This window comes from Geotalea sp. SG265 (assembly GCF_022808985.1).
Classification (GTDB): domain Bacteria; phylum Desulfobacterota; class Desulfuromonadia; order Geobacterales; family Geobacteraceae; genus Geotalea.
The window spans coordinates 81,594-104,902 of record NZ_JAKZFT010000007.1 but is presented as its reverse complement, the minus strand read 5'-3'; the positions used below and the strand labels follow the sequence as shown (position 1 = coordinate 104,902).

Genomic DNA, 23,309 nt, shown 5'->3' with positions numbered 1-23,309 from the left:
ACCTCTAGATAAGATGCCGTACTGGAAGATCATACCAGTCCACGGCTGAAGTTGAAATCGGAGGTCCCCTCCAAAGTCCCTCCCCTGCCGAAAGCAGTGATGATCGTCCCGAATTCTGCAGGGGCCGTCTGGGAAAGATCGAGAATGAACGAGCTGCAGCCAATTTCTTTCAGTTTACCCTTATATGGGGTCAGGGAAAACATCACGGTGGGTGTGACGACGGTCAGCCCGTCCCGGGCCGTCACCCGGTAGCCGTCGTGGCGGTCGGAAAGAACCGGAACGTCGTTGCGCACATCCTTGATGCGGATTTTCGAGGTAATGACCGGAACGCTGCCATAGGCGATGATGCGCCGCTTGATCGGGAGGTCTGCAGCCAGGAGCGCCGCCATGTTCTCGGCGTCGTCCTCGATATAGAGGGTGGCGGCGGTGGCACCCAGTTCCTGCCACGCCAGGAGCGCCTGGCTGTTGAGGGAGAACAGCCGGTAATCGGTAGACAGCTCCACGTCGAGCCCAGCTAGCAGCTCGAAATGGGAGAGATTGGTCGCCTCAAACCGGCGGAACCCCAGGCTGGTCAGGGTGCCGATCGCTTCCCGGAAAAAGGGGATCTCTCCTTCGAAGATGATAAAGGGAAGCTGCCAGATGACCTGCTCTTCCCGGCCCCTTAACTTGCGGATGAAAAGGGGGGCCTGATGCAGGTTTACCCGGGATATGGGGAGGATGATGCCGTCGATGCCACTCTGGTGAAGTAGGTGGTAGTCGCGGATGTGGTCAAGGTGGAGGGAAAGCTCCTCCCGGCCGGCAGCTTTTATCGGTTTTTTTCCCACAAGGGTCTGCAGTGCCGCCTGTCGATGGCTGCGCACCTTCTCCTTCAGGTCGCCGGCAATCTTTTCTTCCAGCCGCCGGTAGAATTCTCGCCGGATCTCTTTCAGTCTGGCCGGGGGGATGAGTACGGCGGGGAACCCGGGCGCGGCGAGCGAAGTGAGGGTGAAAGGGGTATCGCCGGTTCTGCCGAACTGGGCTGCCAGCACCCCTTCCATGTCGGTGGTCCGTCCCGATTCCAGCGTGCCCAGGATAAACTCAAAACGTTCCGTTCTCCCGCCGACCGCCGCTTCGATCCGCAGGGTGTCCGCCACCAGTTCAAGGTGCAGCCGGCACGGCAGCTTGTCCCCCCTGGCAGTGTCGAGCTTCTTCAGACAGGCGCTTTCGCTCATGGTAAAGGCGGTTTCCGAGGAGACCTTGAAGACCGAATCCCCCATCTTGAAGGGAAAGGGGGATGGCGTTGCCACAACGGTTTTCTCCCGGGCCTGCTTCACCTGTTGCTTTCCCAGGTACAGTTCCTTGATGGTGAAGGCGCGACCGGCCATGTCGCTTTTTGGCTGGACGCGAATCCGGTCCCCAACGTGCAGCCGGTCCCTGGTGTCAAAGACGATGCGGTTGCCCTGGATGGCCTTGATGGCGCCAAGGAAGCGTCCGGTCGCCCCCTTCAGAGAAGGGGTGGCAATATCGGTCGGCTGATGGGAGGCGAGGAAGCCCTTGGTGGGGACCCGGCCAAAGGAGAGTTTCAGCAGCTCCTTGGCCGCCGCCACCGCCTCGGACCGCTTCCGTTCCGGTGCGTCGAGCACTTGACGGTAAGCGCCGACGACACTGGCCACATATTCGGCCGACTTCATCCTCCCCTCGATCTTCAGGGACGATACCCCTGCCTCGATCAGTTGCGGCAAAAGGTCGATGCTGGAGAAATCATTGGTGGAGAAGTAGTAGCCCTCTTTGCCGCGGTAGGTGTACTGGCGCCGGCAAGGCTGGGCGCAACGGCCGCGGTTGCCGCTGTGGCCGCCGAGGAAGGAGGAAAAATAGCATTGGCCGGAAAAGGAAAAACAGAGGGCTCCATGGATGAAGCATTCGATTTCGGCGGTAGTGGCAGCGGCAATGGCCTTAATCTCGTCCAGGTGCAGCTCCCGGGCCAGCACCACTCGCTGAAACCCGAGCTTTTCCAGCTGTTTCACTCCCAACGAGTTGTGAATGGTCATCTGCGTCGAGGCGTGGAGCGGGATGCCGGGGAAAAAGTTCCGGATCAGCCGGGCCGTGGCCATGTCCTGGAGGATGACCCCGTCGACCCGCATTGCCTCCAGGGCGGCAAGCACTTCGATTAACCGGGGCAGTTCCTCTTCCTTGATCAAAGTGTTGATGGTGACGTAAATCCTGCGCCCCATGCCGTGGGCATAGGCGAGCATACGTTCCATCTGGGAAAGGGAGAAGTTCTTCGCCTTGGCCCGGGCGGAAAAATCCTGCAGGCCTGCATAGACGGCATCGGCTCCCCGTTCCATGGCGGCGAAAAAGGCCTCCAGGGAACCGGCGGGAGAAAGCAGCTCCGGTGTTTTCCTTGTCTTGTATCCGTAAGGCATCGGGTTAGACTACCCGAAGGGGGAACATGCGTCAAGTTCAATGAACCGTGGCCGGGATTGTAATGAAGGGGAAATTTGATACCCTGTAAAGGGCCCTGATGGTTATCTTTTCGTTGGAATGTGGAGGAGGGAGAGGTATGTCGGAGCAGCTCCGCATGCTGATACTGGAGGATTCGGAAGACGATGCCGCACTGCTGCTCCATGAGCTGAAACGAAACGGCTTGGTTGCCTATCATGAACGGGTCGATACGGCGGAGGCCTTCCGTAAGGCTTTGGCGCAGGGGGAGTGGCATTTCATCCTGTCCGATTACCGCATGCCGGGATTCAACGCCCTTGAAGCCCTGGCAATACTGAAGGAGAGCGGCGCGGACCTCCCCTTTATCATCGTCTCAGGCAAGATCGGCGAGGACTTGGCCGTTGCCGCCATGAAGGCGGGGGCCGGGGATTACGTCATGAAAGGCAATCTGTCACGGCTGGTGCCTGCTATCCAGCGGGAATTACGTGAAGCGGACGAAAGGAGACGGCGACGGGAGGCGGAAGAAGCCTTGAACAACCAGTTCCGGCAGATCACCACCATTTTCGATTCCATGAACGCCGTCGTTTCCGTGGCCGATATGGTTAGTCACGAGCTTCTGTTCATGAACCGCTTCGGAGCGCTGCTGGTGGGGGAAGAGTGGCAGGGGAAAAAAAGCTATGAGGTATTGAACTACAACCAGTCCCAGTGCAGCAGTGAGACCCTGGTCCGGAACGGCGAGCCACGGTCCCCGCACGTCTGGGAGTATCAGAACCCGGTTTCCGGCAGGTGGTATCAATGTATCGACAAGGCTGTTTACTGGCCCGACGGCAAACTGGTGAGGCTGCAGATAGGGGTGGATATCAGCGAGCGCAAAGAGATCGAGCAGATGAAGGATGAGATGATCTCTGCTGTGAGCCACGAGATGCGCACCCCCCTGACCGCCATGCTCGGTTTCACCGAATACCTGCTGGAAAACGAGGTGGATCCGCTCCAGTTGAGGAATTACCTGAATACCATCCACAAGGAAACGGAACGCCTCAAGGACCTGATCGGCAACTTTCTCGACCTGCAGCAGATCAATGCCCGCATGACCACCTATCGCATGCGGCCGGTGGATGTCTGCATGCTCATCAGGGATGCGGCCGGACTCTTTGCCCTGGATGCCGGCGGCAGTCGGCTGGTCATGGAGTGCCCTCCGGATCTGCCGCCGGTCCAGGGGGATGAGGCGCGCCTTCATCAAGCCCTGACCAATGTCATCTCCAACGGGCTCAAGTATTCTCCGGTAGAGACACGGGTAACGGTCGGCGCTGAAACGGCGGGTGACCAGGTGGTCATGCGGGTGAAGGACGAGGGCTGCGGCATTCCCGTCGAACTGCAGGAGAAGATCTTCGAGAAGTTTTACCGCATCGACAACTCGGACCGGCGCCACCTGGGTGGCACCGGCCTCGGCCTGGCGCTGGTGCGGGAGATCGTTACCGCCCATGGGGGGCGGGTCTGGGTGAAGAGCGAAATGGGAAAGGGGAGCACCTTCTATATCAGCTTACCGAAGGCAGGCTGATCACACTTATTGGTCAGTACGTTTTTTGCTCTTGCTGTGTTTTTTCTTCCGTTCACCCGCCAGGGAGAAGATGTCGGACTGGGATATGCACCAGACGCCATCCTCCTTTTGCAGCCGAAACGACCGGGTCACATAATCGGTACCGGCCCCCTCCCCTTCCATGCCCACCTTTGCCTTAAGCGTCACGGTGTAGTCGTTCTTTACCGAAACCTTCACTTCCTGCATCTTTTCCCAGCAGCAGGCCGGTTTTTTCCCTGCTGCGGCAAGCTTTCGGGCGAACTGTTCCTTACTCCCCTTGCCGCCGGCGATGGTCCTGTCGTAAAGGAGGTCATAGCGACCATCGCGCCAGAGATCGAGAATCTCTCCGAATCCCCGTTGCGCCTCCCCCTGCAGTTCATCGGCAGAGAGATAAGGGGTCTTTGCCGGAGCGGGAGTGAGGCTGATAAGGACAAACAGCACTGCAGACAGAAGGACCAATGGACGCATGGGCACCCTCCTCGGTGAAGTTTTGCCAATAATAGAAGAATGGGGAGCTCAGGGCAAGGAGAAAAAGGTCGGCGGACGGAAGACGGCGGTCAGGCGAGAAATAGCTCCGCCGCCTGCCGACTACCGACATTTTTTAAAGCAGCCGGTCTGAGGCTTCAGCGAACCGCTTCAGCCGGGTCATCATGCCGGCGAACTTCTTCGGCTTGAGCGACTGTGGTCCGTCGGAGGAGGCATGCTCCGGGTCGGGATGCACCTCGACGATCAGACCATCTGCACCGGCGGCAACGGCGGCGAAGGCCATGGGGGCCACATACTGGTAGTGTCCAGTGCCGTGGGATGGATCGGCAATGACCGGCAGATGGGTCTTCTCCTTAAGGACCGGAATGGCCGAGAGGTCGAGGGTGTTGCGGGTTGCCGTTTCGAAGGTGCGGATGCCCCGCTCGCAGAGGATGACCTTCTGATTTCCCTCGCTGAGGATGTACTCGGCGCTCATGAGGAATTCCTGGATGGTCATGGACATGCCTCGTTTGAGGAGCACCGGCTTGGTGAGCTGCCCGACCTTTTTAAGCAGGGCAAAATTCTGAGCGTTGCGGGCGCCGATCTGCAGGATGTCGGCATATTCCGCGACCAGGTCGGCGGTTTCCGGGTTCACCACCTCGGTGACCACCGGCAGGCCGGTCAGTTCCCTGGCCTTTGCCAGCAGTTTCAGCCCTTCCTCTTCCAGCCCTTGGAAAGAGTAAGGCGAGGTGCGGGGCTTGAAGGCGCCGCCGCGCAGCACCTGGGCTCCCGCTTCCTTGACTGCCATGGCTGAGGCGATGATCTGCTCCTCGGTTTCCACCGAACATGGTCCGGCCATGACCACCATTTCCTTGCCGCCGATGCTGAGGGTGTCGGTGATGGGAATGATGCTGGTCTCTCTCTTTACCTCCTTCGAAGCAAGTTTGTACGGCTGCAGGATGGGGACGACGCTCTCCACCCCATGCATGGATTCGATTGACTGAAGCACTGCTTTCCCCCTTTCGTCACCGACCGCCCCGATCACATCGCGGGTCGATCCGTGGATGACATGGGGCTGATAACCCAACTCCCTGACCCGCTGCAATACTTCCTCCTTGTCCTTTTTTACGGCTCCCGATTTCATGACGATAATCATTTTCCCTCTCCTTTTCCCCGAAAACAAAAAGGCCGGAGGATCACCCCGGCCTTTGACAATTGGTACTGCAACGAAAAAAGCCGGGGGTGGTCTCCTGTCCACCCTCGGCTTTCGGTTTTTATTAGCAGCGTTTACAGCTCTCGCCTAATTCGAACCTCTACCCCGGGCAGACGGCCTAAAGAAAAAGCCGCACCAAAAATAAAAGTTGAAGAAGGTAAAGTAGCTGGTTTTGAACATGCTGCTATAATTGCTAAACCTTTCGGTCCTGTCAACCATTTTTATTTGCAAATGGGAAAAAGAGCTGATGACCGAGCCGCTCCGGTAAAATCGCTTCTTTTTCCTGCGTCTTTCCATGACGATCATGGTATAGTGACGCATCCGCGAGGATATCCCACCACCAAGGAGAATTCCATGAAACAGCAGTTGATCGTTGCCGCTGCAGTCCTCATTTCGCTCATGCCGGCTTTCGGGCAGGCAGAAGAGGGGCAGAAGCCGGTGCATCCGGCCATGTCATCGGCCCGTACCTCGGCTGAAAAGCCCAAGGATGCCGCGAAGCCGAAGGAAGTTCCCCTGTCGGGCAAGGTAATGCAGACCATGAACGGGGGGGGGTACACCTATGTGCTGTTGAAGCAGGCTGACGGCAAGAAGGTCTGGCTGGCAATCCCCCAGACCGAAATCGAGCTGGGAGCGCACCTGACCTTCCAACCGGGCATGGAGATGACGAACCTGTCTAGCAAGGCACTGAACCGGACCTTCGACAAGATCATTTTCTCCCAAGGGCTAGTAGCTGAAGGGAAAGGGGGGAAAAAGGGAGCGAAGAAATCCCCCGGCAGCAAGGGGGCGGTAGCTGCTGCCGAAGGGAAGATCAAAGTGAAAAAGGCGACGGGGGCCAATGCCTATACGGTAGCTGACCTCTACAGGCTGAAGGACAAGCTGGACAAGAAAAACGTCGTCGTCAGAGGCAAGGTGGTACGGGTTTCCGCCAACATCATGGGCAAGAACTGGATTCATCTCCAGGACGGCAGCGGCGAACAGAAGAAGGGAACCCACAACCTGGTGGTCACCTCCAAGGCGCTGCCGGTCATCGGCGAGGTGGTCACTGCCAAAGGGGTCCTCTACAAGAACAAGGACTTCGGTGGCGGCTACCGATACGATGTGATCATGGAGAAAGCGGAGCTGGAAATCCAGTAACTGTGCCTATTCAAGACGAAAAGCCCCCTCACTGCAGGGGGCTTTTTTCGTCCCGATGGGGAAGGAGCGGTATATTTATAGGGACGGCCGGTGACACTGGTGCTGCGCCTGGAGAAAACCGTCCAAACCCTTTGACAATCGGCCCCCTTTCCGCTACCTTTCCCGGGTGCACGAGATGCTCCTAAGCCATGGTTATCCGGCCCTTTTCCTGCTCAGTTTCCTCGCTTCGACCCTTATCCCGCTGGGCTCCGAATGGCTATTGGCGCTTATGCTCATCAGTCATCGGGATCCGGTTGCCACGGTGGCAGTCGCTACCATCGGCAATCTGCTGGGTGCCTGCACCACCTATTGGCTGGGCATCTACGGAGGTCCATGGCTGATCCGCCGGGTGTTGCGGATTGATGATTCCGCCGAGGAGCGGGCAAAGGAATTGTACCGGCGCTACGGATCCTGGTCGCTGCTTTTTTCCTGGCTGCCGGTCGTCGGCGATCCCCTCTGTCTGGCAGGGGGCCTGTTGCGGGTCGGTTTTGCCAGATTTTCCCTTCTGGTCCTCTTCGGCAAGCTGTGTCGTTATGCAGCAGTAGCATGGCTGACGCTGGGGAGCACCCACCTGTTGACATAAACGGGTTAAAGGCCTGAATTCACCGGAGGTTACATGATAACCCGTCATAAAAAGGTTCTGGCCAACGGCTTGCGGGTGGTGGCTGTGGAGATGTCGCACCTGCACAGCGTTGAAATAGCCGTTTATGTGCGTGTCGGTGGTCGCAACGATCCCCCCCGGCAGGCGGGGCTAGCCCACTTTGTCGAACACATGCTCTTTCGTGGCAACGCGGATTACCCTGCGGGCATAGACCTGGAGGTGGCCTTCGATGCCATAGGCGGTTCCGTCAATGCGGCCACGGACGAGGAGAGCACCTGCTATTTCTCCCGTGTCCATCCCCGCCACGTGGAACAGGGGCTCGGCCTGTTTGCTTCCATGCTGCTCCGTCCCACCTTGCCGGGAATCGAGGTGGAGAAACGGATCATTACCGAGGAGGCGTTGGAGGATATCAACGACCGGGGGGAAGAGACCAATCCCAGCAACCTGTCGAGCAAGATGATGTGGCCGGGGCACCCTCTGGGGATGCCGACCATCGGTTATCTGGAGACAATTGCGGCCATCACCGAAGAGGACCTGCACCGCCATCTGGCTGCTTTTTACGTGCCGGCCAACAGCGTCGTCGTCATTGCCGGGGATATCGAGGCAGCCCGTGTCTTTGCGGCCTGCGAACGTGCCTTTGCCGGCTGGTCCGGCCCGTGCCCCCCTCCACCTGTGCCGGTGACAGCGGAACAACAATGCCCGCAGTCTCTCTTCGTCAAGGATGCGGACAGTCAGGTCAACCTGCAGATCGCCTTCCGCGGCTTTGCCCGCCCCGATGGGCGAATCATGGCCACCAGGCTCATCCGCCGGATCCTCTGCGGGGGGGGGAGTTCACGGCTGCACCTCCTTTTGCGGGAGAAACTGGGGATCGTCTACTCGGTGGATGCATCCATTTCCGCCTACGACGAAACTGGCTTCTTCGGCATCGAGCTTGCCACAGCTCCGGAAAATCTGCCGCTGGCGGTGCGGGAAATCCTCGGCCAGGTGAAAAGGCTTGCAGTTGAGGCCATTAGGGAGGACGAGCTCAAGCGGGTCAAGGAGGGTTATTTCTTCGACCTGGAGTACAGCCGTGACTCCACCTATGAGATGCAGGTCCGCTATGGCTGGGGTGAATTGATGGATATCGTCCGGGAGCTGGAAGAGGATCGAGCCGAGGCCGCGGCAATCGATGCGAACCAGCTGAAGGAAACCGCTGCGGCCCTTTTTGCGCCGTATAATCTCAACCTGGTGGTCGTTGGCCCGTGGAAAGCGACGCTCAAGCGCCAGGTGGAAGGCATGCTGACCGATTACGAACGGGAGTGGCTGAAATAATCTGGGTCGGCAGGCTGCCGCGACGTCGTTAGCTTCTGTGGCGCTGTCACCCTCTTCCGCAGCCGCGGCAGCGCATAAAAAAAGAAAACTCGCAGGAAGCACAGGAGTAACATATGGAAACAGCGATTCTGATCATGGCCCATGGAAGCCGCATTCCCGAAGCAAACCGGGCGGTTCATGAGATTGCGGCGATGGTGAAAAAAATGACCGGCTACGACATTGTCGAGGTCTCGTTCCGTGAGCAGCATGTCCCCAACATCCAGAAAGGGATCGACGCCTGCGTCTCCAGGGGCGCCGAACGGATTCTGCTCCTTCCCTATTTCCTCTACATGGGCGCCCATGTTCTGGAGGATTTGCCGGCGGAGCTGGAGGAGGCGCGGCAGCGCCATCCCCAGGTGGAGATGGCCATGGGCAGGCATTTGGGGGTGCACCACAAGCTGGCCGAGATTGTCGTCGAGCGCATTGCCGAATCCCTTACCGAGCAGAGGTGGTACTGATGTCCGTTCATCTGCGTCCGGAGGAGATCGAAGCCGAGTCCTTCCGCCTTATCGAGGCCGAAGTCGGTCCCCACTCCTGGTCCCCCGAAGAGTGGCAGGTGGTGCGTCGAGCCATCCATACCAGCGCCGACTTCGAGTATTCACGGAACATGTTTTTTTCGGCAGCAGCAGTCGCGCGTGGCATTGAGGCTCTGCGTCGCGGGCTCGGCATCGTCACCGACACCAATATGGCCTTGGCCGGCATCAACCGGGGCAAGCGGGAGCGATTCGGCAACAGCATCTCCTGTTTTGTCGCCGAACCCCAGGTAGCGCGGAAGGCCCAGGCGGAAGGGGTGACCCGCTCCATTCTCGCCATGCGCAGGGGCGCAGCAGATTCTGCCAACGGTATTTTCGTCATCGGCAATGCCCCCACCTCCCTTTTCGAGCTGCTGCGCCTGGTGCGCGAGGAAGGGGTAAAACCGGCGCTGATCGTCGGGCTGCCGGTAGGTTTTGTCGGTGCCGCTGAAAGCAAGGAGAGCCTCCTTACATTGGAGGACGACCATCCGGAGATACCGTTCATTACCAATCGTGGGCGCAAGGGGGGGTCCAATGTGGCCGCTGCGGTCATTAACGCCTTGCTGATCATGGCCGGGGAGGGCTGAACCTCTGAACATCGTGCGCGCCTCCCTGAGATCCGGCTATACGACCGGCGCTTGTGCGACCGCAGCTGCTAAGGGTGCGGCAGAAATGCTTCGCGACGGACAGGTCATCGACCGGGTGGAGATCATACTGCCCGGCGGGGAGCTGGTGCCGTTCACCCTGCGGAACCAGCGGCTTGGGGACAAATTCGCCTCCTGCTCGGTGATCAAGGACGCCGGTGACGATCCGGACATCACCAACGGTGCCGAAATCAACGTCTCCATCGCCATGGAGCCGGCACCGGCGGGAAGCAAGGGGGAGGTCGTCATCTGCGGGGGTGCCGGCGTCGGCAAGGTGACCAAGCCCGGGCTGGCGGTGCCGGTCGGGGAATGGGCGATCAACCCGGTGCCGCGCCGGATGATCCGCCTCGTCATCAACGAGATCTTCGCCATCCGCTGCGTTCCTTCCCTATTGCGAGTGACGGTGAGCATACCCAACGGCGAAGAGCTGGCGAAAAAAACCCTCAACGCCCGCCTGGGCATTGTCGGCGGCCTCTCCATCCTGGGTACCACCGGCATTGTCAAGCCCATATCGGCCAAGGCCTGGACAGATACCATCGATGCCGCTATCGGCGTGGCCTTGGCCTGCGGCAGCGAAACCGTGGTCCTTTCCACCGGGCGCACCAGCGAGCTGGTGGCGGAACAGCACCTGCAGCTGGGGAAACGGCTGCAGGAGGAAGCTTTTGTCATGATGGGGGACCATGCCGGCTATGCCCTCAAGAGCTGCGCCGCAAAGGAGATCAGGGAGATCGTCATTGCCGGGCAATTCGCCAAGCTCCTCAAACTGGCCTGCGGTCACGAACAGACCCATGTCTCTTCATCCGAACTGGACCTGCAGCAGCTTGCGTCCTGGCTGGAGGGGAACCAAAGGACCGCGTTCCTTGCCCAACCCGCCAGGCGGGCCAATACAGCACGGCAGGTACTGGAAGAATCTGGAAACGATGCCGCGCTCATTGCAGCCGTCTGTGAGCGGGTTGGCGCATTTGCCGCACGGCTGGCGCCCGGCTCGACCATAAAGGTTTTACTGGCAGGGTATGGCCAGGAAGTGCTATATTTCAGCTGATTTTATCATTGCAACAGCCTGACAAAGGGGGGCACATGCCTCAAAGGGAGAAAATCTACCTGATCGGTGCCGGCATCGAGGGCTGGGAAGGTTTCGGCGCCACAGCGCTGGAAACGATCAACAAGGCGGAGGTTCTCATCGGCCACCAGCGGCTGCTGGACATCTTCCCCGATTTCGAGGGGGAAAAGCGGGCCCTGGACGATCTCTCCATCATGCTCGAATACCTGAAGACCACCGAAAAGCGGACGGTGGTACTCGGTTCCGGCGATCCCAACTTCTTCGGCGTGGCCCGTTTTATCCTGCGAAACTTGCCCAAGGAGCGGATCGAGATATTCCCCAATGTGACCAGCGTCCAGTATGCCTTTGCCCGCATCAAGGAGCCTTGGGACGATGCGGTGTTCGTCTCCGTCCACGGCAGGGGTCTGAAGAGCGCCATCGACCGCATCATTGCGGCGGAAAAGGTAGCGGTCCTCACCGATGCCGTCAACTCCCCGGCGGCCATTGCCCGGGAGCTGATCGCCCGCGGGGCCGAGGGGTACGAGGCGTGGCTCTGCGAGGAGATGGGGCTGCCGGGAGAAAAATTCACCAGGACCGACGTGCGGAACCTGGCGACCATCAGCTGCTCTCCCCTTAACATCCTCATCCTAATCAAGGCTTGGGAACCGACCCTGGAGCACTATCCCCTGATTGGCATCAGGGATGAGGAATTCGCCACCGCAAAAAAACTGATCACCAAAGAAGAGGTGCGGGCAGTGACCCTGGCCAAGCTGCGCCTGCAGGATGATCTGGTCATGTGGGATATCGGCGCCGGCAGCGGCTCCGTCTCCATCGAGGCCTCTAACCTCATGCCCAACGGCAAGATCTTCGCCCTGGAGAAGAACGCGCAGTATCTCTCCTTCATCCGCGACAACCTGAAGAAATTCGTTGCCCGCAACGTGACGCTCATCGAAGCCTATGCTCCGGAAGGGCTGGAGGAACTGCCGGACCCGGACAGGGTCTTCATCGGCGGCTCCGGCGGCATGCTGGAGGACATCATCGAGGCGGTGGACCGGCGGCTCAAGCCCGAGGGACAGATCGTTCTCAACGCCGTCACCCTCGACACCCTGACAAAAGCGGTGGAATTCCTCGAAGACCACGGCTACGGCGTGGAGATCACCTGCGTCAACATTTCCAGGACTAAGGGGCTGACGGAGTACAAGATGTTCGAGGCGCATAATCCGGTATACATAATCGCAGCCGCCAAAGAAGACTGAATACGGCTTCGCCAAAAGTCCATCTCCGTTGTTGCTCGCACCCTTCGTCATTGCAGCGTACCTTCCGGTACGCCTCATTCCTCAGGGAGCTCGCGCCTAGGAGCTGGAGCTTTTTGCTGTGCCGTAGAGGAGGCGATTAGCTACCAAGGACCTGCGTCGGTTCTCATTGCTGCCTTGCTCTCCATTCCTGAAATCGAATTCGCGAAGCGGAAAAATATATAAATGCAAAAGCTGAAGCCAGGAAAAATCTATGCCGTCGGGGTGGGGCCCGGTGATCCGGAGCTCCTGACCCGCAAGGCGGAGCGCATTCTCCGCTCCGTGCCGGTCATCTGTACGCCGACGGGGACTGCCGATGCATCCAGCTACGCCCTGTCCATCGTCGAGGAGTTCATCGACCGCTCCCGCCAGGAGGTGCTGGTCCAGGTCTTTCCCATGAAGAAGGACCAGCAGGGGCTGAATGGTTTCTGGGAAAAGGCGGCCGCCGAGGTCGCCGAACGTGTTGCCGACGGCAGGGATGTGGCCTTCATCACCATCGGCGATCCCTTTCTCTATTCCACCTTTCTCTACCTCTACCGTATCTTCCGGGAGCGCTACCCGGCCATCGCCATTGAAGTGATACCGGGCATCTCCAGCATCAACGCTGCTTCCATTGCTGCAGGTCTGCCGTTGGGCATGAGTGCCGACCGCATCGCTATCCTCCCCACCACCTATGAGGACGAGGAATTGCGCCGCACCTTCGAAAATTTCGACACCATCGTCCTCATGAAGGTGAGCCGGGTTTTCGACCGCATCTATGGGGTGCTGCAGGAGCTGGGGCTTGAGAAAAAAGCGGTCTTCATCCGCCGCGTCGGCTCGGCCGAGGAAGAGGTCGTCACCGGCATTGCTAGCCTGCTGGGACAGAAGCTCGACTACCTGTCGCTGCTCATCGTCAGGAAAAACGGCTGGTAATGGGGGGGGCATGGTAACGGCTGTAACGGAAAACAAGGTCTTTTTTGTCGGTGCCGGTCCCGGTGATGCGGAGCTGATTACTGTCAAAGGGGCGCGGCTTTTGCGCGAGGCAGAGGTGGTCGTTTTCGCGGGAAGCCTCGTTGACCGGGAACTGGTGCGGACCTACGCGCCCAATGCCGCTGTCTACGACTCGGCGGGGATGACCCTTGAGGAGACGACCCAGGTGCTGGCCGAGGCGGTTATTGCCGGAAAAAAGACGGTGCGGCTTCATACCGGCGATCCATCCATCTTTGGCGCAATTCAGGAGCAGATGGCTGAGCTGGACCAGCTCGGCATCGGCTATCAGGTGGTGCCGGGGGTGACGAGCGCCTTTGCCGCGGCGGCGACCCTGAAACAGGAGCTGACCCTGCCGGAAGTGACCCAGACGGTGGTCATTACCCGGCTGGCGGGAAAAACGCCGGTGCCGGAGCGGGAGGCACTGGTGCGGACGGCGGCTATCGGCGCTACAATGGTCATCTACCTCTCCGTGGCCATGATCGAACAGGTGGTACGGGAACTGCTACAGGGTGGCGCCTATAGGGAGCAGACCCCCGTTGCGGTGGTGGCCAAGGCGACCTGGCCCGACGAGCAGGTAGTGGAGGGAACTCTTGCCGATATTGCCGCCAGGGTCAAGGACGCGGGCATTGGCAAACAGGCGCTGATTGTTGTCGGCGACGTCCTCGGTGCCCGCCGAAACGGGCTGAAGGCAAAATCCCTCCTTTACGACAAGGGTTTCAGCCACGAATTCCGGGAAGGAATTGTGGGATAACCTGTAGGCAGCTTTTTTCCATGGTGAACCTATGCGCATCGCCATTATCGCCATAACCCGCAACGGTGCCAGGCTGGGGGCGCAGATCAGCGAGGGGTTCTCCAAAGCGGACTTCTATGTCCTGCAGAAATTTGCCGGTGCGGCGGGGAAAAAGACCCTTCCCTTCATCGGCGAGTTGAAGGAACTGGTGCGCCGGCTCTGGCCCGAGACCGAAGGCTTCGTTTTCATTATGGCCACCGGCATCGTCGTACGCATGATTGCTCCGCTTCTGGAGGCGAAGGACAAGGACCCGGCGGTGGTGGTCATGGACGATGGGGGAAGATTCGCCATCTCCCTTCTGTCAGGTCATCTGGGCGGGGCCAACGAACTTGCAGGGCGCTGCGCCTTTCTCACCGGGGCCCGGGAGGTCATCACCACCGCCACCGATGCCAACAACCTCCCCTCTTTCGATATGCTCGCCAAGGAGGAGGGCTGGGTGATAGACGAGCTGTCCCGGGTCAAGGTGCTGAACAGCCTCCTTTTGGAGGGTGCCGAAATAGCCGTCGTCGATGGAACGGGACGGGTGCGCAGCAGGTTCCACGGCCGCTGCCCCCTTTCCTTTTTCGATACGTACATAGAGGCGCTGCAGAGTCGGGCAAGGGGCTACCTCTTCGTTACCAATCGCCAGCTGCCGCTGCAGGTGCAGTCGGAAAAACTGCTCATTCTTCGTCCCCAGAATCTGGTGCTGGGAATCGGCTGCAACAGCGGGACCCCGGCAAGTGAGATCGAGGCTTTGGTTGTGGCCAACATGAAGCGGCTCTTCCTCTCCATGAAAAGCCTGAAATGCGTTGCATCCGCTGCTGCCAAGGCAACCGAACCGGGCTTGTTGGAGTTTGCCGAGCGTTATGGGCTCCCGCTCGTCTGTTACGAAAGCGAAGAGCTGAACCGGATCACTTCCCCCTCTCCCCCCTCCACCCATGCCCTGGCGGCCATCGGCGCCGTTGGCGTGGCGGAGCCAGCCGCCCTGCTAGCTTCGGTAGGAGGTACCCTCTTGCTGAAAAAGGTAAAGAGCGGCAATGTGACCATGGCTATAGCGGAATGTCCTGATGCTTAAGCAAAGGAGAGTACCATGCGTTTATCGGTCAAGATGATCGTCCTGTTGGGACTGCTTTTGGCTTGTGCTGCCGGCGCTGCGGCAGCCGGCAATCTCCCTTTTGAAGAGCAGGAACCGGAAGGCTTCAGGGATATTACTTGGGGGACCCCGGTTTCCCAGGTGGAGGGTTTGAAATTCAGTGCGGATGGGACCGCCGCCCTGCGGGAGCTTTACAAGCGGACCAGGAAGCAGGCGGCTGCACAGGTCAGCGTTTATTCCCGTCCGGGAGACCGTCTAAAGATCGGCGAAGGGACCCTGACCCGGATCTACTACTATTTTTACGACGACCTCTTTTACGGGGCGACCGCCTACTTCACCGGCAGGGACAACTATGAAAAGCTTCTTTCCGCCTGCTACAAGAAGTTCGGCGAGCCGACCCTGACCGAGGCGGACCGGGTCGAATGGCAGGGGAAGAGTACCAGCATCGTACTTTCCCAGAAGGGGGTCTTTTCCATGGATTCGGAGAAGATCAAGGACCAGATGGAAGAGCCGGAGGGATTTTAACGAGCAATGGCGCAATCTGCACTGTACATAGTAGGCATCGGCCCCGGCGGCCTGAACCACATGACTTTCGAGGCAAGGGAGGCATTGGCGACGGCCGATGTCATCGTCGGCTACAAAACCTATCTGGAATTGATTGAACCCCTCCTCGAAGGGAAGGAAGTGGTTTCCTCGGGCATGCTCAAGGAGGTGGAGCGGTGCAACGAGGCCCTTGCCATCGCCTGTTCGGGTAAAGGGGTGGCGCTCGTTTCCAGCGGTGACGCCGGCGTTTACGGCATGGCGGGCCTTGCCCTGGAACTGGCGGAAAATCTGCCGGTCCCTCCTGAAATCATCATTATCCCCGGTGTTTCGGCGGTTCAGGCGGCAGCGGCGGTGCTCGGTGCTCCATTGATGCATGATTTCGCCGTCATTTCCCTCTCCGATCTACTCACCCCCTGGCCGGTCATCCAGGAGCGGTTGGCTGCGGCAGCTGCGGCAGACTTCGTCATTGCCCTCTACAACCCGAAAAGCAAGGGGCGCACCATGCAGATCGAAGCGGCACGGGCTATTGTCGCCGGAGTGCGTGCTGCCGCTACCCCGGTGGGGATTGTACGTAACGCCTGCCGCGAAGGTGAGCAGATGGTCGTCACTACCCTGGGGGAGATGCTCGACCACGACATCGATATGTTTTCCATCGTTATCGTCGGCAATTCCGCCACCTTCGTCGATCAGAAAGGGCGGATGGTGACGCCGCGCGGTTACAAAACCGGTTCGAGGTGCGAGGTGCGAGGTTCGAGGTTAACGGCAGGGAATTTGGAACTTCGAACTTCGAACGTCGAACCTCGAACTTCGGCGCCGGCCGCAGGCCGTGCTTTGATGGTATGCGGCACCGGGTCCGACGTGGGAAAATCGGTTCTTACCGCCGGGCTCTGCCGGATCCTGAAGAAAAAGGGGCTGTCGGTCGCCCCCTTCAAGTCCCAGAACATGGCCCTAAATTCGGCGGTCACCCCCGAGGGGGGGGAGATCGGCAGGGCGCAGGCGGTGCAGGCGGAGGCCTGCGGGATTCCTCCCCATGTGGATATGAATCCGGTACTGCTCAAGCCCAACTCCGACGTGGGGAGCCAGGTCATCGTCCAGGGGAAGGTGGTCGGCAACATGAAGGTGGCCGAGTACAACGCCTACAAACCGGAGGCGTTCCTTAAGGTGCGGGAGAGTTTCAACCGCCTGAGAGCGGGACACGACTTCATCGTTATCGAAGGGGCCGGGAGCATAGCCGAGATCAACCTCAAACAGCACGACATTGCCAACCTGAAGGTGGCCGAGATGGCGGGGTGCCCGGTGCTCCTGGTGGCGGATATCGACCGGGGTGGTGTCTTCGCCCAGATCGTCGGCACCGTGGAATTGCTGGAGCCGGCCGAGCGGGCGATGCTCAAAGGGATCATCATCAACAAGTTCAGGGGGGATTCTTCGCTCCTTGCGCCGGGGATCGATTTCGTCGAGGCCCGGACCGGCCTGCCGGTACTGGGGGTTATCCCTTATTTCGAGGGTTTTCGCATTGCCGACGAGGACAGCGTGCCACTTTCCAGGCGCGTGGCCGGCCCTTCTCCGGCAGAGGGAAGTGCGGATAAACTGCAAATCGGCGTGATCAGGATGTCGCGCATGTCCAATTACACCGATTTCGACGTGCTGGAGCGCGAGCCGGACGTGGTGCTCCGCTATATCGACAGTCCCAGGCAAATGGCGGGGCTGGATCTGCTCATTCTTCCCGGCAGCAAATCGACCCTCACCGATCTTTATTTCCTCATGGAACGGGGGTTGTACAAGGCGACCCGCGAGTTCGAGGGGACGATTTTCGGCATTTGCGGCGGTTTTCAGATGCTGGGACGGCGGGTCCTCGACCCCTTCAACATCGAATCGGATATCAAAGAGGCGGATGGGCTGGACCTGCTGGATGTGGAGACGGTGATGCTCGCCCGGAAGGAGACCCATCAGGTGGCTGCCGAACTGCTGGCGCAGATGGATTCTGGTGATGGGGGAGGTGCGCTGACCGGTTATGAGATCCATATGGGAGAGACGGCCCGTGGCAGCAATGCCCTTCCCTTTGCCAGGATAACGCTCCGCTCGGGCGAGCAAGTGGCAGTGGAGGATGGTGCCGTCTCCAAGAACGGGCGGATCTATGGCACCTATCTCCACGGTATCTTCGATAATGCCGGGTTCAGAACCGCCTTCCTCAACGGCATCAGGCGCGGCAAAGGGTTGCGTGAGCGGCACAAGCTCGTTCCTCTCAGGGACCCTTATGAGCTTTTGGCCGATCATCTGGAGCGCCATCTGGACATGGACCGGCTGCTCGCCATCTGCGGGTTACCGGGGCCAAGGCCGGACGATAATTAATCACCATGCCCGATCTGGTGACCGATCATGTTTTTGTCGTTGTCGTTGCCATCCTCCTGGATCTGCTGCTGGGGGACCCCCGCGGCCTGCCCCATCCGGTGGTTGGCATCGGCAGGCTGATTGCCTTTCTTGAGACGCCCCTGCGGCGGCTCTTCAGCGACGAGCGGCAGGGGGGCATCGCCCTGCTGTGTCTTACCGTCGGTATTACCTGCCTGTCGGGCGCATTGCTCCTGAAAGGAGCGGCGCTGATTCACCCCGGCCTTGCCGCAGCAACGGCGATCTACCTCTCCTGGGGCTGCCTGGCGGCCCGCTCACTACATCGGGAATCGGCAACCGTTGTGGATGCCCTGCAGCAGGGGGATCTGCCGGGGGCGCGGCACTGGCTGTCACGCATTGTCGGTCGCGATACCCGGGAACTGGACGAGGGGGACATCATCCGCGGCGTGGTGGAAACGGTTGCGGAGAATACCTCCGACGGCGTCATCGCACCGCTCCTCTGCCTGATGCTCGGCGGCCCCGTGCTGGGGCTGGCCTACAAGGCGATCAATACCCTTGATTCCATGGTCGGCTATAAAAATGACCGCTATCTACAGTTCGGCTGGGCCTCGGCCCGGTGTGACGATCTGGCCAACTACCTGCCGGCCAGGCTGACCGGCCTGCTCATGATCGTTGCCGCCCCCTTTGTCGGGCTTTCGGCAGGAAATTCCTGGCGCATTATGCGCCGCGACGGGCACAACCACTCCTCCCCCAACAGTGGCATTCCCGAAGCGGCAGCGGCCGGTGCCCTCGGTGTGCGACTGGGAGGGCTGAATTACTACTTCGGCATGCCGGTAGCCAAACCGACCATTGGCGATCCCGATCGTCCCCTGGCGCCGGTGGCATACCGGGGGGCCGTGCGCCTCATGTACGGCTCAGAGGCCTTGCTCATGGCCGGCTTCATCCTTTTTTCAGCAATCAGTCACCGATAGGAACCTGTGATGACAAACAATTTCGATCATGGCGGTAATGTCTTCAGCGTGGCCCGCAGTCTTGGGCTGAAGCCGGAAGCGGTCGCCGATTTTTCCGCCAGCATCAATCCCCTCGGCATAGCGCCGTCGGTAAAGGAGGCACTCTGTTCCTCCTTCGACCGCTGCACCCACTATCCCGATACGGATGCCGTCGAGCTTGCCGCTGCGCTGGCCGCCTTCCACGGCCTTGGCCCGGGTTCGGTCTGTGCCGCCAACGGTTCGACCGAACTGATCTACCTGCTGCCCCGTGTTCTCAAGGGGAAAAAGGCGCTAGTCATTGCCCCGACATTTTCCGAATATGCCAAGGCACTTGACCGGGAGGGGTGGGAGATCGGCTGGCTGGAGCTGGATCACCGGAACGGCTTTTCCCTGTCGGTCCCGCTGCTGGAAGAGCGCTTGTCCGAGGGCTACGACGCCCTCTTCCTCTGCAATCCCGGCAATCCCACGGGAAAGCTGCTGCCACTGGGGACGATTACCGTTGTCCATCAGCTCTGCCGTGCTGCGGGGACTTTTTTCGTGCTGGACGAGGCCTTCATGGACTTTTGTCAAGGTGAATCGGCCAAGGAGCTCCTGGTGGAGGGGGGAGGGGTAATCCTCAGATCCATGACCAAATTTTTCGCCATTCCCGGGCTGCGCCTGGGCTACGCGCTGGGTTCGCCGGAGGTTATTGCCGGGCTGGCAGCCGAGCGACAGCCATGGAGCGTCAACACGCCTGCCCAGGTTGCCGGCCTGGCCGCCGTTGCCGACAGGGAATACCAGGCGCGGACCCTGCAGGCCATCACTGCGGAACGGGCGCTGCTTGCCGCGCAGCTGGCCGCGCTGCGAGGGCTGACCGTCTATCCATCGGCAGCCAATTATCTGCTGATCAGGGTGAATGAAGGCCCTACAGCGACGGAATTGCGGGAAAGGCTTCTGGCCCGCGCCGTTCTCATCAGGGATTGCGCGAACTTCCGTGGGCTCGATAACCGCTTTTTCAGGGTTGCGGTGCGTGGCGGGAAAGAGAATCGCCTGCTTGTGGCAGAGCTGGAGACGGCGCTTAAGGCGGGGAGGTAGGAGGATCAGCCGGAGGTCAGGGAATGGAACCGCTTGTTGCAGCTCCTGATTTTCTTGATCTCTTCGCTGCAGACGAATTGGATGATACTGTCCCGGCTGCGCTCGTTGATCTTCAGGTATTTCATGCCGGTGGTGAAGCAGGTGCCGGTGCGCCAGATGGAGGGGAGCGGCTGGCTGTAGACCACCTCTGCCAGGAGCTGAACTGGCTGGGGCAGGGGATGGGGCAGGTTAAATGCCAGACTGAGAATCGATCCTGCCGGAATCTCTTCCGGCGTTTGTGCCCGCAAGCCACCGCCGCTGATGTTGACGATGACCGGCTGGACACCGTTAAATTCCATCTTCGGCAGCTCCTGGGGGGCTCCCTGCACTGATGACGAATTGCCCCCAATTCCCGTGCCGACGATGCCGCGGTTGCCGGTGAATTCCCAGGTCTCTTCCCTCCCCGCGGCGGCATAGTCAAATGCCAGGGGGGACATGTCCAGACGGAAATAGGAGCGCAGTTCGTCGGGGATGATGGCGCCGCTCAGGCGCAAGGCGAGGTCTTCCCGTTCAATGGCTTCAATGATTCCGTGGCACCGGTAACCTTGGCCGCCGCTCCCCGCCCTGATCGAGACCGGTTCACCCTTTTCCAGGAGAAGATTGTGCGGCAATACGTCACGGGACAGCCGCAGGGTGATGAGGTTTTCCAGAGCCGTATCGATTACCGCCCATTCATGAAAGAAACGGCTGTTGCTCAGGGGCAGATCGACCCGCGCCCGCTGGTTGACGTAGAAATAATCCCGGTAGGAAACTTTTTGCTCGATCATCGGTTAAAAATCCGCTGTGGCATGAAGTAATACCTGTACTAAGCAAAAAATCTGCCAGATGCGCCGACAAGATGGGATGAAACTCTTTGGGGGAGGGTCCCACTGCTGGAGGGAAATTTTTCCGCCCTTCGGCGGCAGGTACTGCAACCATTCCGATTGCCGCCAAACCCCCGACAGCAGATGGTCAAATGCCCGCAAAAATAACCAGTTACCATATTTACTTTCCCTCCACATGGGCTTCCAGACCGATAAGATCCTTGACAGCAGCAAAAATACGGGTATTCTAAAAAGAAATCATTTCTATTTACAATGAGCCGGTGCGAGACATGCCCGAGAATTTTGCCCACAACCTTAAAGATCTCAAACTGAAGGCAACGCCGAAACGGCTCGCCATCCTTTCCCTGCTGGCGGAGGAACTTTCCTATGCCAGCCCGGAAGAGGTCTGGCGCAAGCTGCGCAGAAATTTCGCCAGCATCGGCCTGCCCACCGTCTACCGCAACCTGGAAGATCTGGCCAACGGCGGGCTCATCACCAAGGTTATTCATCCCAACCGGCAGCTCTACTATTATTTCTGCCCCAACAGTCACCACCATCATCACTTCATCTGCCTTTCCTGCCGCAAGGTGGAGGACATCAATTTCTGCGGCATGGAAGAGATCGAGAAGAAGGTCGACGGGACCGTGCTCTCCCATATCGTTCAGGTAAACGGCCTTTGCCGCGACTGCGCGGAAAGCCACGGAGGAACTCCATGAGAACGGCGCTTGTCCTGTGCATGCTTTTGCTGATATCGGTTCTGCTTGCTTCCTGTGCAGAGAGAGAGCAGCACCATCCTGGCAAGCTGCAGGTGGTGACGACCCTTTTTCCCCTCTATGACTTTGCCAGGCAGATCGGCGGCGACAAGGCGGAGGTGCGCCTGCTGCTCCCTCCGGGGGTGGAGCCCCATAGCTTCGAACCGAGGCCCGATGACATTATCCGGGTCAGCCGGGCCGACGTCTTCGTCTTTACCAATCGCTACATGGAGCCGTGGGCGGCGAAGATAATGGATGCAGCGGGCAAAAAGGCCCTGACGGTGGATGCCAGCCGCGGCGTGACGCTATACCGGGCAGGGGCGGAGCATGCTGATAGTGGGGATGGCCACGATCACCGTGCCGGTGGTTTCGATCCACATATCTGGCTCGATTTCGACAATGACCGGATCATCGTCGATAATATCCTCGCTGCCTTCGTGGCGAAGGACCCCTCCCACCGCGATTACTACACCGCTAATGCCGCGGCCTACAAGGCGAAGCTTGCCGAACTGGACCAGCGCTTCAAAGAGGGGCTGGCCAGGTGCGCTACCCGCGATTTCCTCCATGGTGGCCATTACGCCTTCGGCTATCTGGCCAGACGCTATAATCTCCATTATCAGTCGGCATATGCCCTCAATGCTGATGCGGAGCCGACCGCCGGCCAGCTTACCGGGCTGATCAGGCAGATGCGGCAGACCGGCCTTAAGTATATCTACACGGAAGAGCTACTCAATCCCCGCGTCGCCGAGATGATTGCCCGAGAGACAGGCGCCGGGCTTCTCAGACTCCACGGCGCCCATAACGTCAGCAAAGCCGATTTCGACCGGGGAGTGACCTTCATTTCCCTCATGGAAGAGAACCTCAGGAACCTGAGAACGGGGCTGCAATGTCAGTAGACGCTCTCTCGGTGATGGGGCTTTGTGCGGGTTATCAGGGGGCCGATGTCCTGCAGGATGTGTCGTTCGCCGTCCAGGCGGGTGATTACGTCGGAGTCGTGGGCCCGAACGGCTCGGGGAAAAGTACCCTCGTCAAGTCCCTTCTCGGCCTGGTCAAAGCCGAGAAGGGAGTCGTCTCCCTCTTCGGTACCCCCTTTCCGCGGTTTCGTGACTGGCGGCGTATCGGCTATCTTCCCCAGGGGCTGCAGTTCTTCAATCCCAATTTCCCCGCCAGCGTCTTCGAAGTGGTCCGTCTTGGCCGTCTTGCCGGCAAGGGCTTTCCCCGGCGCTTCGATAAGGAAGACGCAGCTGCAGTGGAAAAGACACTGCAGTGGATGGACATTGCCCACATCAGCGGCAAAATGATCGGTGAACTGTCGGGTGGGCTCCGGCAACGGGTTCTCCTGGCCCGGGCGCTGGTCAGCGAGCCCGACCTGCTCGTCCTGGACGAACCGACCACTGCACTGGATCCGGAAACGCGGGAGCATTTTTACGAGCTGCTCCGCGACATGAACCGTGAGCACAAGACCACCGTCATTCTCGTCACCCACGATACCGGTACCATCGGCCGCTATGCAACAAAACTGCTCTACCTGGACAAGCGGGTCGTCTTCTACGGCGATTTCGACCAGTTCTGCAAATCCACGGAGATGACGGGGTTTTTCGGGGAGAAGGCCCAGCACGTGGTCTGTCACCGACACTGATTCTATCGAT

General features: G+C 59.5%; 22 protein-coding genes. 18 read left to right on the top strand and 4 right to left on the bottom strand.

Annotation, left to right across the window (positions count from 1 at the left end; translation table 11 throughout):
* Nucleotides 1-29: 29 nt before the first annotated feature.
* Nucleotides 30-2,402, bottom strand: a complete 2,373-nt coding sequence (locus ML541_RS10455) for a U32 family peptidase (RefSeq protein WP_243372775.1) — start codon at nucleotides 2,400-2,402, stop codon at nucleotides 30-32.
* A 137-nt stretch (nucleotides 2,403-2,539) separates the two neighbouring features.
* On the opposite strand from ML541_RS10455, the gene ML541_RS10450 reads away from it, so the two are divergent.
* Nucleotides 2,540-3,976: a hybrid sensor histidine kinase/response regulator gene (locus tag ML541_RS10450; RefSeq protein ID WP_243372774.1), complete on the top strand. Its 1,437-nt coding sequence runs from the start codon at nucleotides 2,540-2,542 to the stop codon at nucleotides 3,974-3,976.
* A gap of 6 nt (nucleotides 3,977-3,982) precedes the next feature.
* Here the strand turns inward: ML541_RS10450 and ML541_RS10445 are convergent, their stop codons facing one another.
* Together ML541_RS10445 and aroF are read right to left on the bottom strand one after the other, a co-directional pair.
* On the bottom strand, nucleotides 3,983-4,462 hold the full coding sequence (locus ML541_RS10445) for a hypothetical protein (protein WP_243372773.1): 480 nt from the start codon (nucleotides 4,460-4,462) through the stop codon (nucleotides 3,983-3,985).
* A gap of 133 nt (nucleotides 4,463-4,595) precedes the next feature.
* Complete coding sequence (gene aroF, locus ML541_RS10440; RefSeq protein ID WP_243372772.1) at nucleotides 4,596-5,615, bottom strand: 3-deoxy-7-phosphoheptulonate synthase; 1,020 nt, start codon at nucleotides 5,613-5,615, stop codon at nucleotides 4,596-4,598.
* 411 nt (nucleotides 5,616-6,026) lie between these two features.
* Here aroF and ML541_RS10435 point away from each other — a divergent pair, with 411 nt between their 5' ends.
* The 14 genes from ML541_RS10435 (at nucleotide 6,027) to cobD (ending at nucleotide 20,066) form a co-directional block, all read left to right on the top strand.
* Nucleotides 6,027-6,806, top strand: coding sequence for a DNA-binding protein (locus ML541_RS10435; protein WP_243372770.1), 780 nt, complete (start codon nucleotides 6,027-6,029; stop codon nucleotides 6,804-6,806).
* Between the two features lie 166 nt (nucleotides 6,807-6,972).
* Nucleotides 6,973-7,428 (top strand): YqaA family protein, encoded by a 456-nt coding sequence (locus tag ML541_RS10430; protein ID WP_243372768.1) that lies wholly within the window; start codon nucleotides 6,973-6,975, stop codon nucleotides 7,426-7,428.
* Nucleotides 7,429-7,461: 33 nt separating this feature from the next.
* On the top strand, nucleotides 7,462-8,757 hold the full coding sequence (locus ML541_RS10425) for a pitrilysin family protein (RefSeq protein WP_243372766.1): 1,296 nt from the start codon (nucleotides 7,462-7,464) through the stop codon (nucleotides 8,755-8,757).
* 113 nt (nucleotides 8,758-8,870) lie between these two features.
* Nucleotides 8,871-9,254, top strand: a complete 384-nt coding sequence (locus tag ML541_RS10420) for a CbiX/SirB N-terminal domain-containing protein (protein ID WP_243372764.1) — start codon at nucleotides 8,871-8,873, stop codon at nucleotides 9,252-9,254.
* Nucleotides 9,254-9,895: a precorrin-8X methylmutase gene (locus ML541_RS10415; RefSeq protein WP_243372762.1), complete on the top strand. Its 642-nt coding sequence runs from the start codon at nucleotides 9,254-9,256 to the stop codon at nucleotides 9,893-9,895. The genes ML541_RS10420 and ML541_RS10415 overlap by 1 nt, the downstream gene beginning before the upstream one ends.
* A gap of 10 nt (nucleotides 9,896-9,905) precedes the next feature.
* Nucleotides 9,906-10,994, top strand: a complete 1,089-nt coding sequence (locus ML541_RS10410; RefSeq protein ID WP_243372900.1) for a cobalt-precorrin-5B (C(1))-methyltransferase — start codon at nucleotides 9,906-9,908, stop codon at nucleotides 10,992-10,994.
* 35 nt (nucleotides 10,995-11,029) lie between these two features.
* On the top strand, nucleotides 11,030-12,247 hold the full coding sequence (cbiE, locus tag ML541_RS10405; protein WP_243372761.1) for a precorrin-6y C5,15-methyltransferase (decarboxylating) subunit CbiE: 1,218 nt from the start codon (nucleotides 11,030-11,032) through the stop codon (nucleotides 12,245-12,247).
* A gap of 222 nt (nucleotides 12,248-12,469) precedes the next feature.
* A complete protein-coding gene (cobI, locus tag ML541_RS10400; RefSeq protein ID WP_243372760.1) occupies nucleotides 12,470-13,195 on the top strand; it encodes a precorrin-2 C(20)-methyltransferase in 726 nt (241 codons plus the stop codon).
* A gap of 10 nt (nucleotides 13,196-13,205) precedes the next feature.
* The gene (gene cobM / locus ML541_RS10395) at nucleotides 13,206-14,003 is read left to right on the top strand and encodes a precorrin-4 C(11)-methyltransferase (RefSeq protein WP_243372759.1); all 798 of its coding nucleotides are present in this window, start codon (nucleotides 13,206-13,208) and stop codon (nucleotides 14,001-14,003) included.
* A 31-nt stretch (nucleotides 14,004-14,034) separates the two neighbouring features.
* Entirely contained in the window at nucleotides 14,035-15,096 is a 1,062-nt protein-coding gene (locus tag ML541_RS10390; protein WP_243372758.1) for a cobalt-precorrin 5A hydrolase, read from the top strand.
* Nucleotides 15,097-15,111: 15 nt separating this feature from the next.
* A complete protein-coding gene (locus tag ML541_RS10385; RefSeq protein WP_243372757.1) occupies nucleotides 15,112-15,639 on the top strand; it encodes a hypothetical protein in 528 nt (175 codons plus the stop codon).
* A gap of 6 nt (nucleotides 15,640-15,645) precedes the next feature.
* Nucleotides 15,646-18,006, top strand: coding sequence for a cobyric acid synthase (locus ML541_RS10380; protein ID WP_243372756.1), 2,361 nt, complete (start codon nucleotides 15,646-15,648; stop codon nucleotides 18,004-18,006).
* Nucleotides 18,007-18,023: 17 nt separating this feature from the next.
* Entirely contained in the window at nucleotides 18,024-18,974 is a 951-nt protein-coding gene (cbiB, locus tag ML541_RS10375; RefSeq protein ID WP_243372898.1) for an adenosylcobinamide-phosphate synthase CbiB, read from the top strand.
* A 9-nt stretch (nucleotides 18,975-18,983) separates the two neighbouring features.
* A complete protein-coding gene (cobD, locus tag ML541_RS10370) occupies nucleotides 18,984-20,066 on the top strand; it encodes a threonine-phosphate decarboxylase CobD (RefSeq protein WP_243372755.1) in 1,083 nt (360 codons plus the stop codon).
* 5 nt (nucleotides 20,067-20,071) lie between these two features.
* On the opposite strand, the gene ML541_RS10365 is transcribed toward cobD, so the two are convergent.
* Nucleotides 20,072-20,872, bottom strand: a complete 801-nt coding sequence (locus ML541_RS10365; protein ID WP_243372754.1) for a PilZ-like domain-containing protein — start codon at nucleotides 20,870-20,872, stop codon at nucleotides 20,072-20,074.
* A gap of 326 nt (nucleotides 20,873-21,198) precedes the next feature.
* Here ML541_RS10365 and ML541_RS10360 point away from each other — a divergent pair, with 326 nt between their 5' ends.
* From ML541_RS10360 to ML541_RS10350, 3 genes are read left to right on the top strand one after another with little or no spacing between them, the layout of a single operon-like run.
* The gene (locus tag ML541_RS10360) at nucleotides 21,199-21,624 is read left to right on the top strand and encodes a transcriptional repressor (protein ID WP_243372753.1); all 426 of its coding nucleotides are present in this window, start codon (nucleotides 21,199-21,201) and stop codon (nucleotides 21,622-21,624) included.
* Nucleotides 21,621-22,556 (top strand): metal ABC transporter substrate-binding protein, encoded by a 936-nt coding sequence (locus tag ML541_RS10355; protein ID WP_243372752.1) that lies wholly within the window; start codon nucleotides 21,621-21,623, stop codon nucleotides 22,554-22,556. The genes ML541_RS10360 and ML541_RS10355 overlap by 4 nt, the downstream gene beginning before the upstream one ends.
* Nucleotides 22,547-23,299 (top strand): metal ABC transporter ATP-binding protein, encoded by a 753-nt coding sequence (locus ML541_RS10350; RefSeq protein ID WP_243372751.1) that lies wholly within the window; start codon nucleotides 22,547-22,549, stop codon nucleotides 23,297-23,299. Before ML541_RS10355 ends, ML541_RS10350 begins: the two co-directional genes overlap by 10 nt.
* Nucleotides 23,300-23,309 lie beyond the last annotated feature (10 nt).

Excerpts from the sequence above, each read along its gene's own strand:
- ML541_RS10415 (WP_243372762.1), top strand. The coding sequence starts at position 9,254 with ATGTCCGTTCATCTGCGTCCGGAGGAGATCGAAGCCGAGTCCTTCCGC.
- ML541_RS10350 (WP_243372751.1), top strand. The coding sequence starts at position 22,547 with ATGTCAGTAGACGCTCTCTCGGTGATGGGGCTTTGTGCGGGTTATCAG.
- cbiE (WP_243372761.1), top strand. The coding sequence starts at position 11,030 with ATGCCTCAAAGGGAGAAAATCTACCTGATCGGTGCCGGCATCGAGGGC.
- ML541_RS10450 (WP_243372774.1), top strand. The coding sequence starts at position 2,540 with ATGTCGGAGCAGCTCCGCATGCTGATACTGGAGGATTCGGAAGACGAT.
- ML541_RS10445 (WP_243372773.1), bottom strand. The coding sequence starts at position 4,462 with ATGCGTCCATTGGTCCTTCTGTCTGCAGTGCTGTTTGTCCTTATCAGC.
- ML541_RS10435 (WP_243372770.1), top strand. The coding sequence starts at position 6,027 with ATGAAACAGCAGTTGATCGTTGCCGCTGCAGTCCTCATTTCGCTCATG.
- ML541_RS10455 (WP_243372775.1), bottom strand. The coding sequence starts at position 2,402 with ATGCCTTACGGATACAAGACAAGGAAAACACCGGAGCTGCTTTCTCCC.
- cobD (WP_243372755.1), top strand. The coding sequence starts at position 18,984 with ATGACAAACAATTTCGATCATGGCGGTAATGTCTTCAGCGTGGCCCGC.
- ML541_RS10380 (WP_243372756.1), top strand. The coding sequence starts at position 15,646 with ATGGCGCAATCTGCACTGTACATAGTAGGCATCGGCCCCGGCGGCCTG.
- ML541_RS10425 (WP_243372766.1), top strand. The coding sequence starts at position 7,462 with ATGATAACCCGTCATAAAAAGGTTCTGGCCAACGGCTTGCGGGTGGTG.
- ML541_RS10360 (WP_243372753.1), top strand. The coding sequence starts at position 21,199 with ATGCCCGAGAATTTTGCCCACAACCTTAAAGATCTCAAACTGAAGGCA.
- ML541_RS10365 (WP_243372754.1), bottom strand. The coding sequence starts at position 20,872 with ATGATCGAGCAAAAAGTTTCCTACCGGGATTATTTCTACGTCAACCAG.
- cobI (WP_243372760.1), top strand. The coding sequence starts at position 12,470 with ATGCAAAAGCTGAAGCCAGGAAAAATCTATGCCGTCGGGGTGGGGCCC.
- ML541_RS10420 (WP_243372764.1), top strand. The coding sequence starts at position 8,871 with ATGGAAACAGCGATTCTGATCATGGCCCATGGAAGCCGCATTCCCGAA.
- ML541_RS10385 (WP_243372757.1), top strand. The coding sequence starts at position 15,112 with ATGCGTTTATCGGTCAAGATGATCGTCCTGTTGGGACTGCTTTTGGCT.
- aroF (WP_243372772.1), bottom strand. The coding sequence starts at position 5,615 with ATGATTATCGTCATGAAATCGGGAGCCGTAAAAAAGGACAAGGAGGAA.
- ML541_RS10390 (WP_243372758.1), top strand. The coding sequence starts at position 14,035 with ATGCGCATCGCCATTATCGCCATAACCCGCAACGGTGCCAGGCTGGGG.
- cobM (WP_243372759.1), top strand. The coding sequence starts at position 13,206 with ATGGTAACGGCTGTAACGGAAAACAAGGTCTTTTTTGTCGGTGCCGGT.
- ML541_RS10355 (WP_243372752.1), top strand. The coding sequence starts at position 21,621 with ATGAGAACGGCGCTTGTCCTGTGCATGCTTTTGCTGATATCGGTTCTG.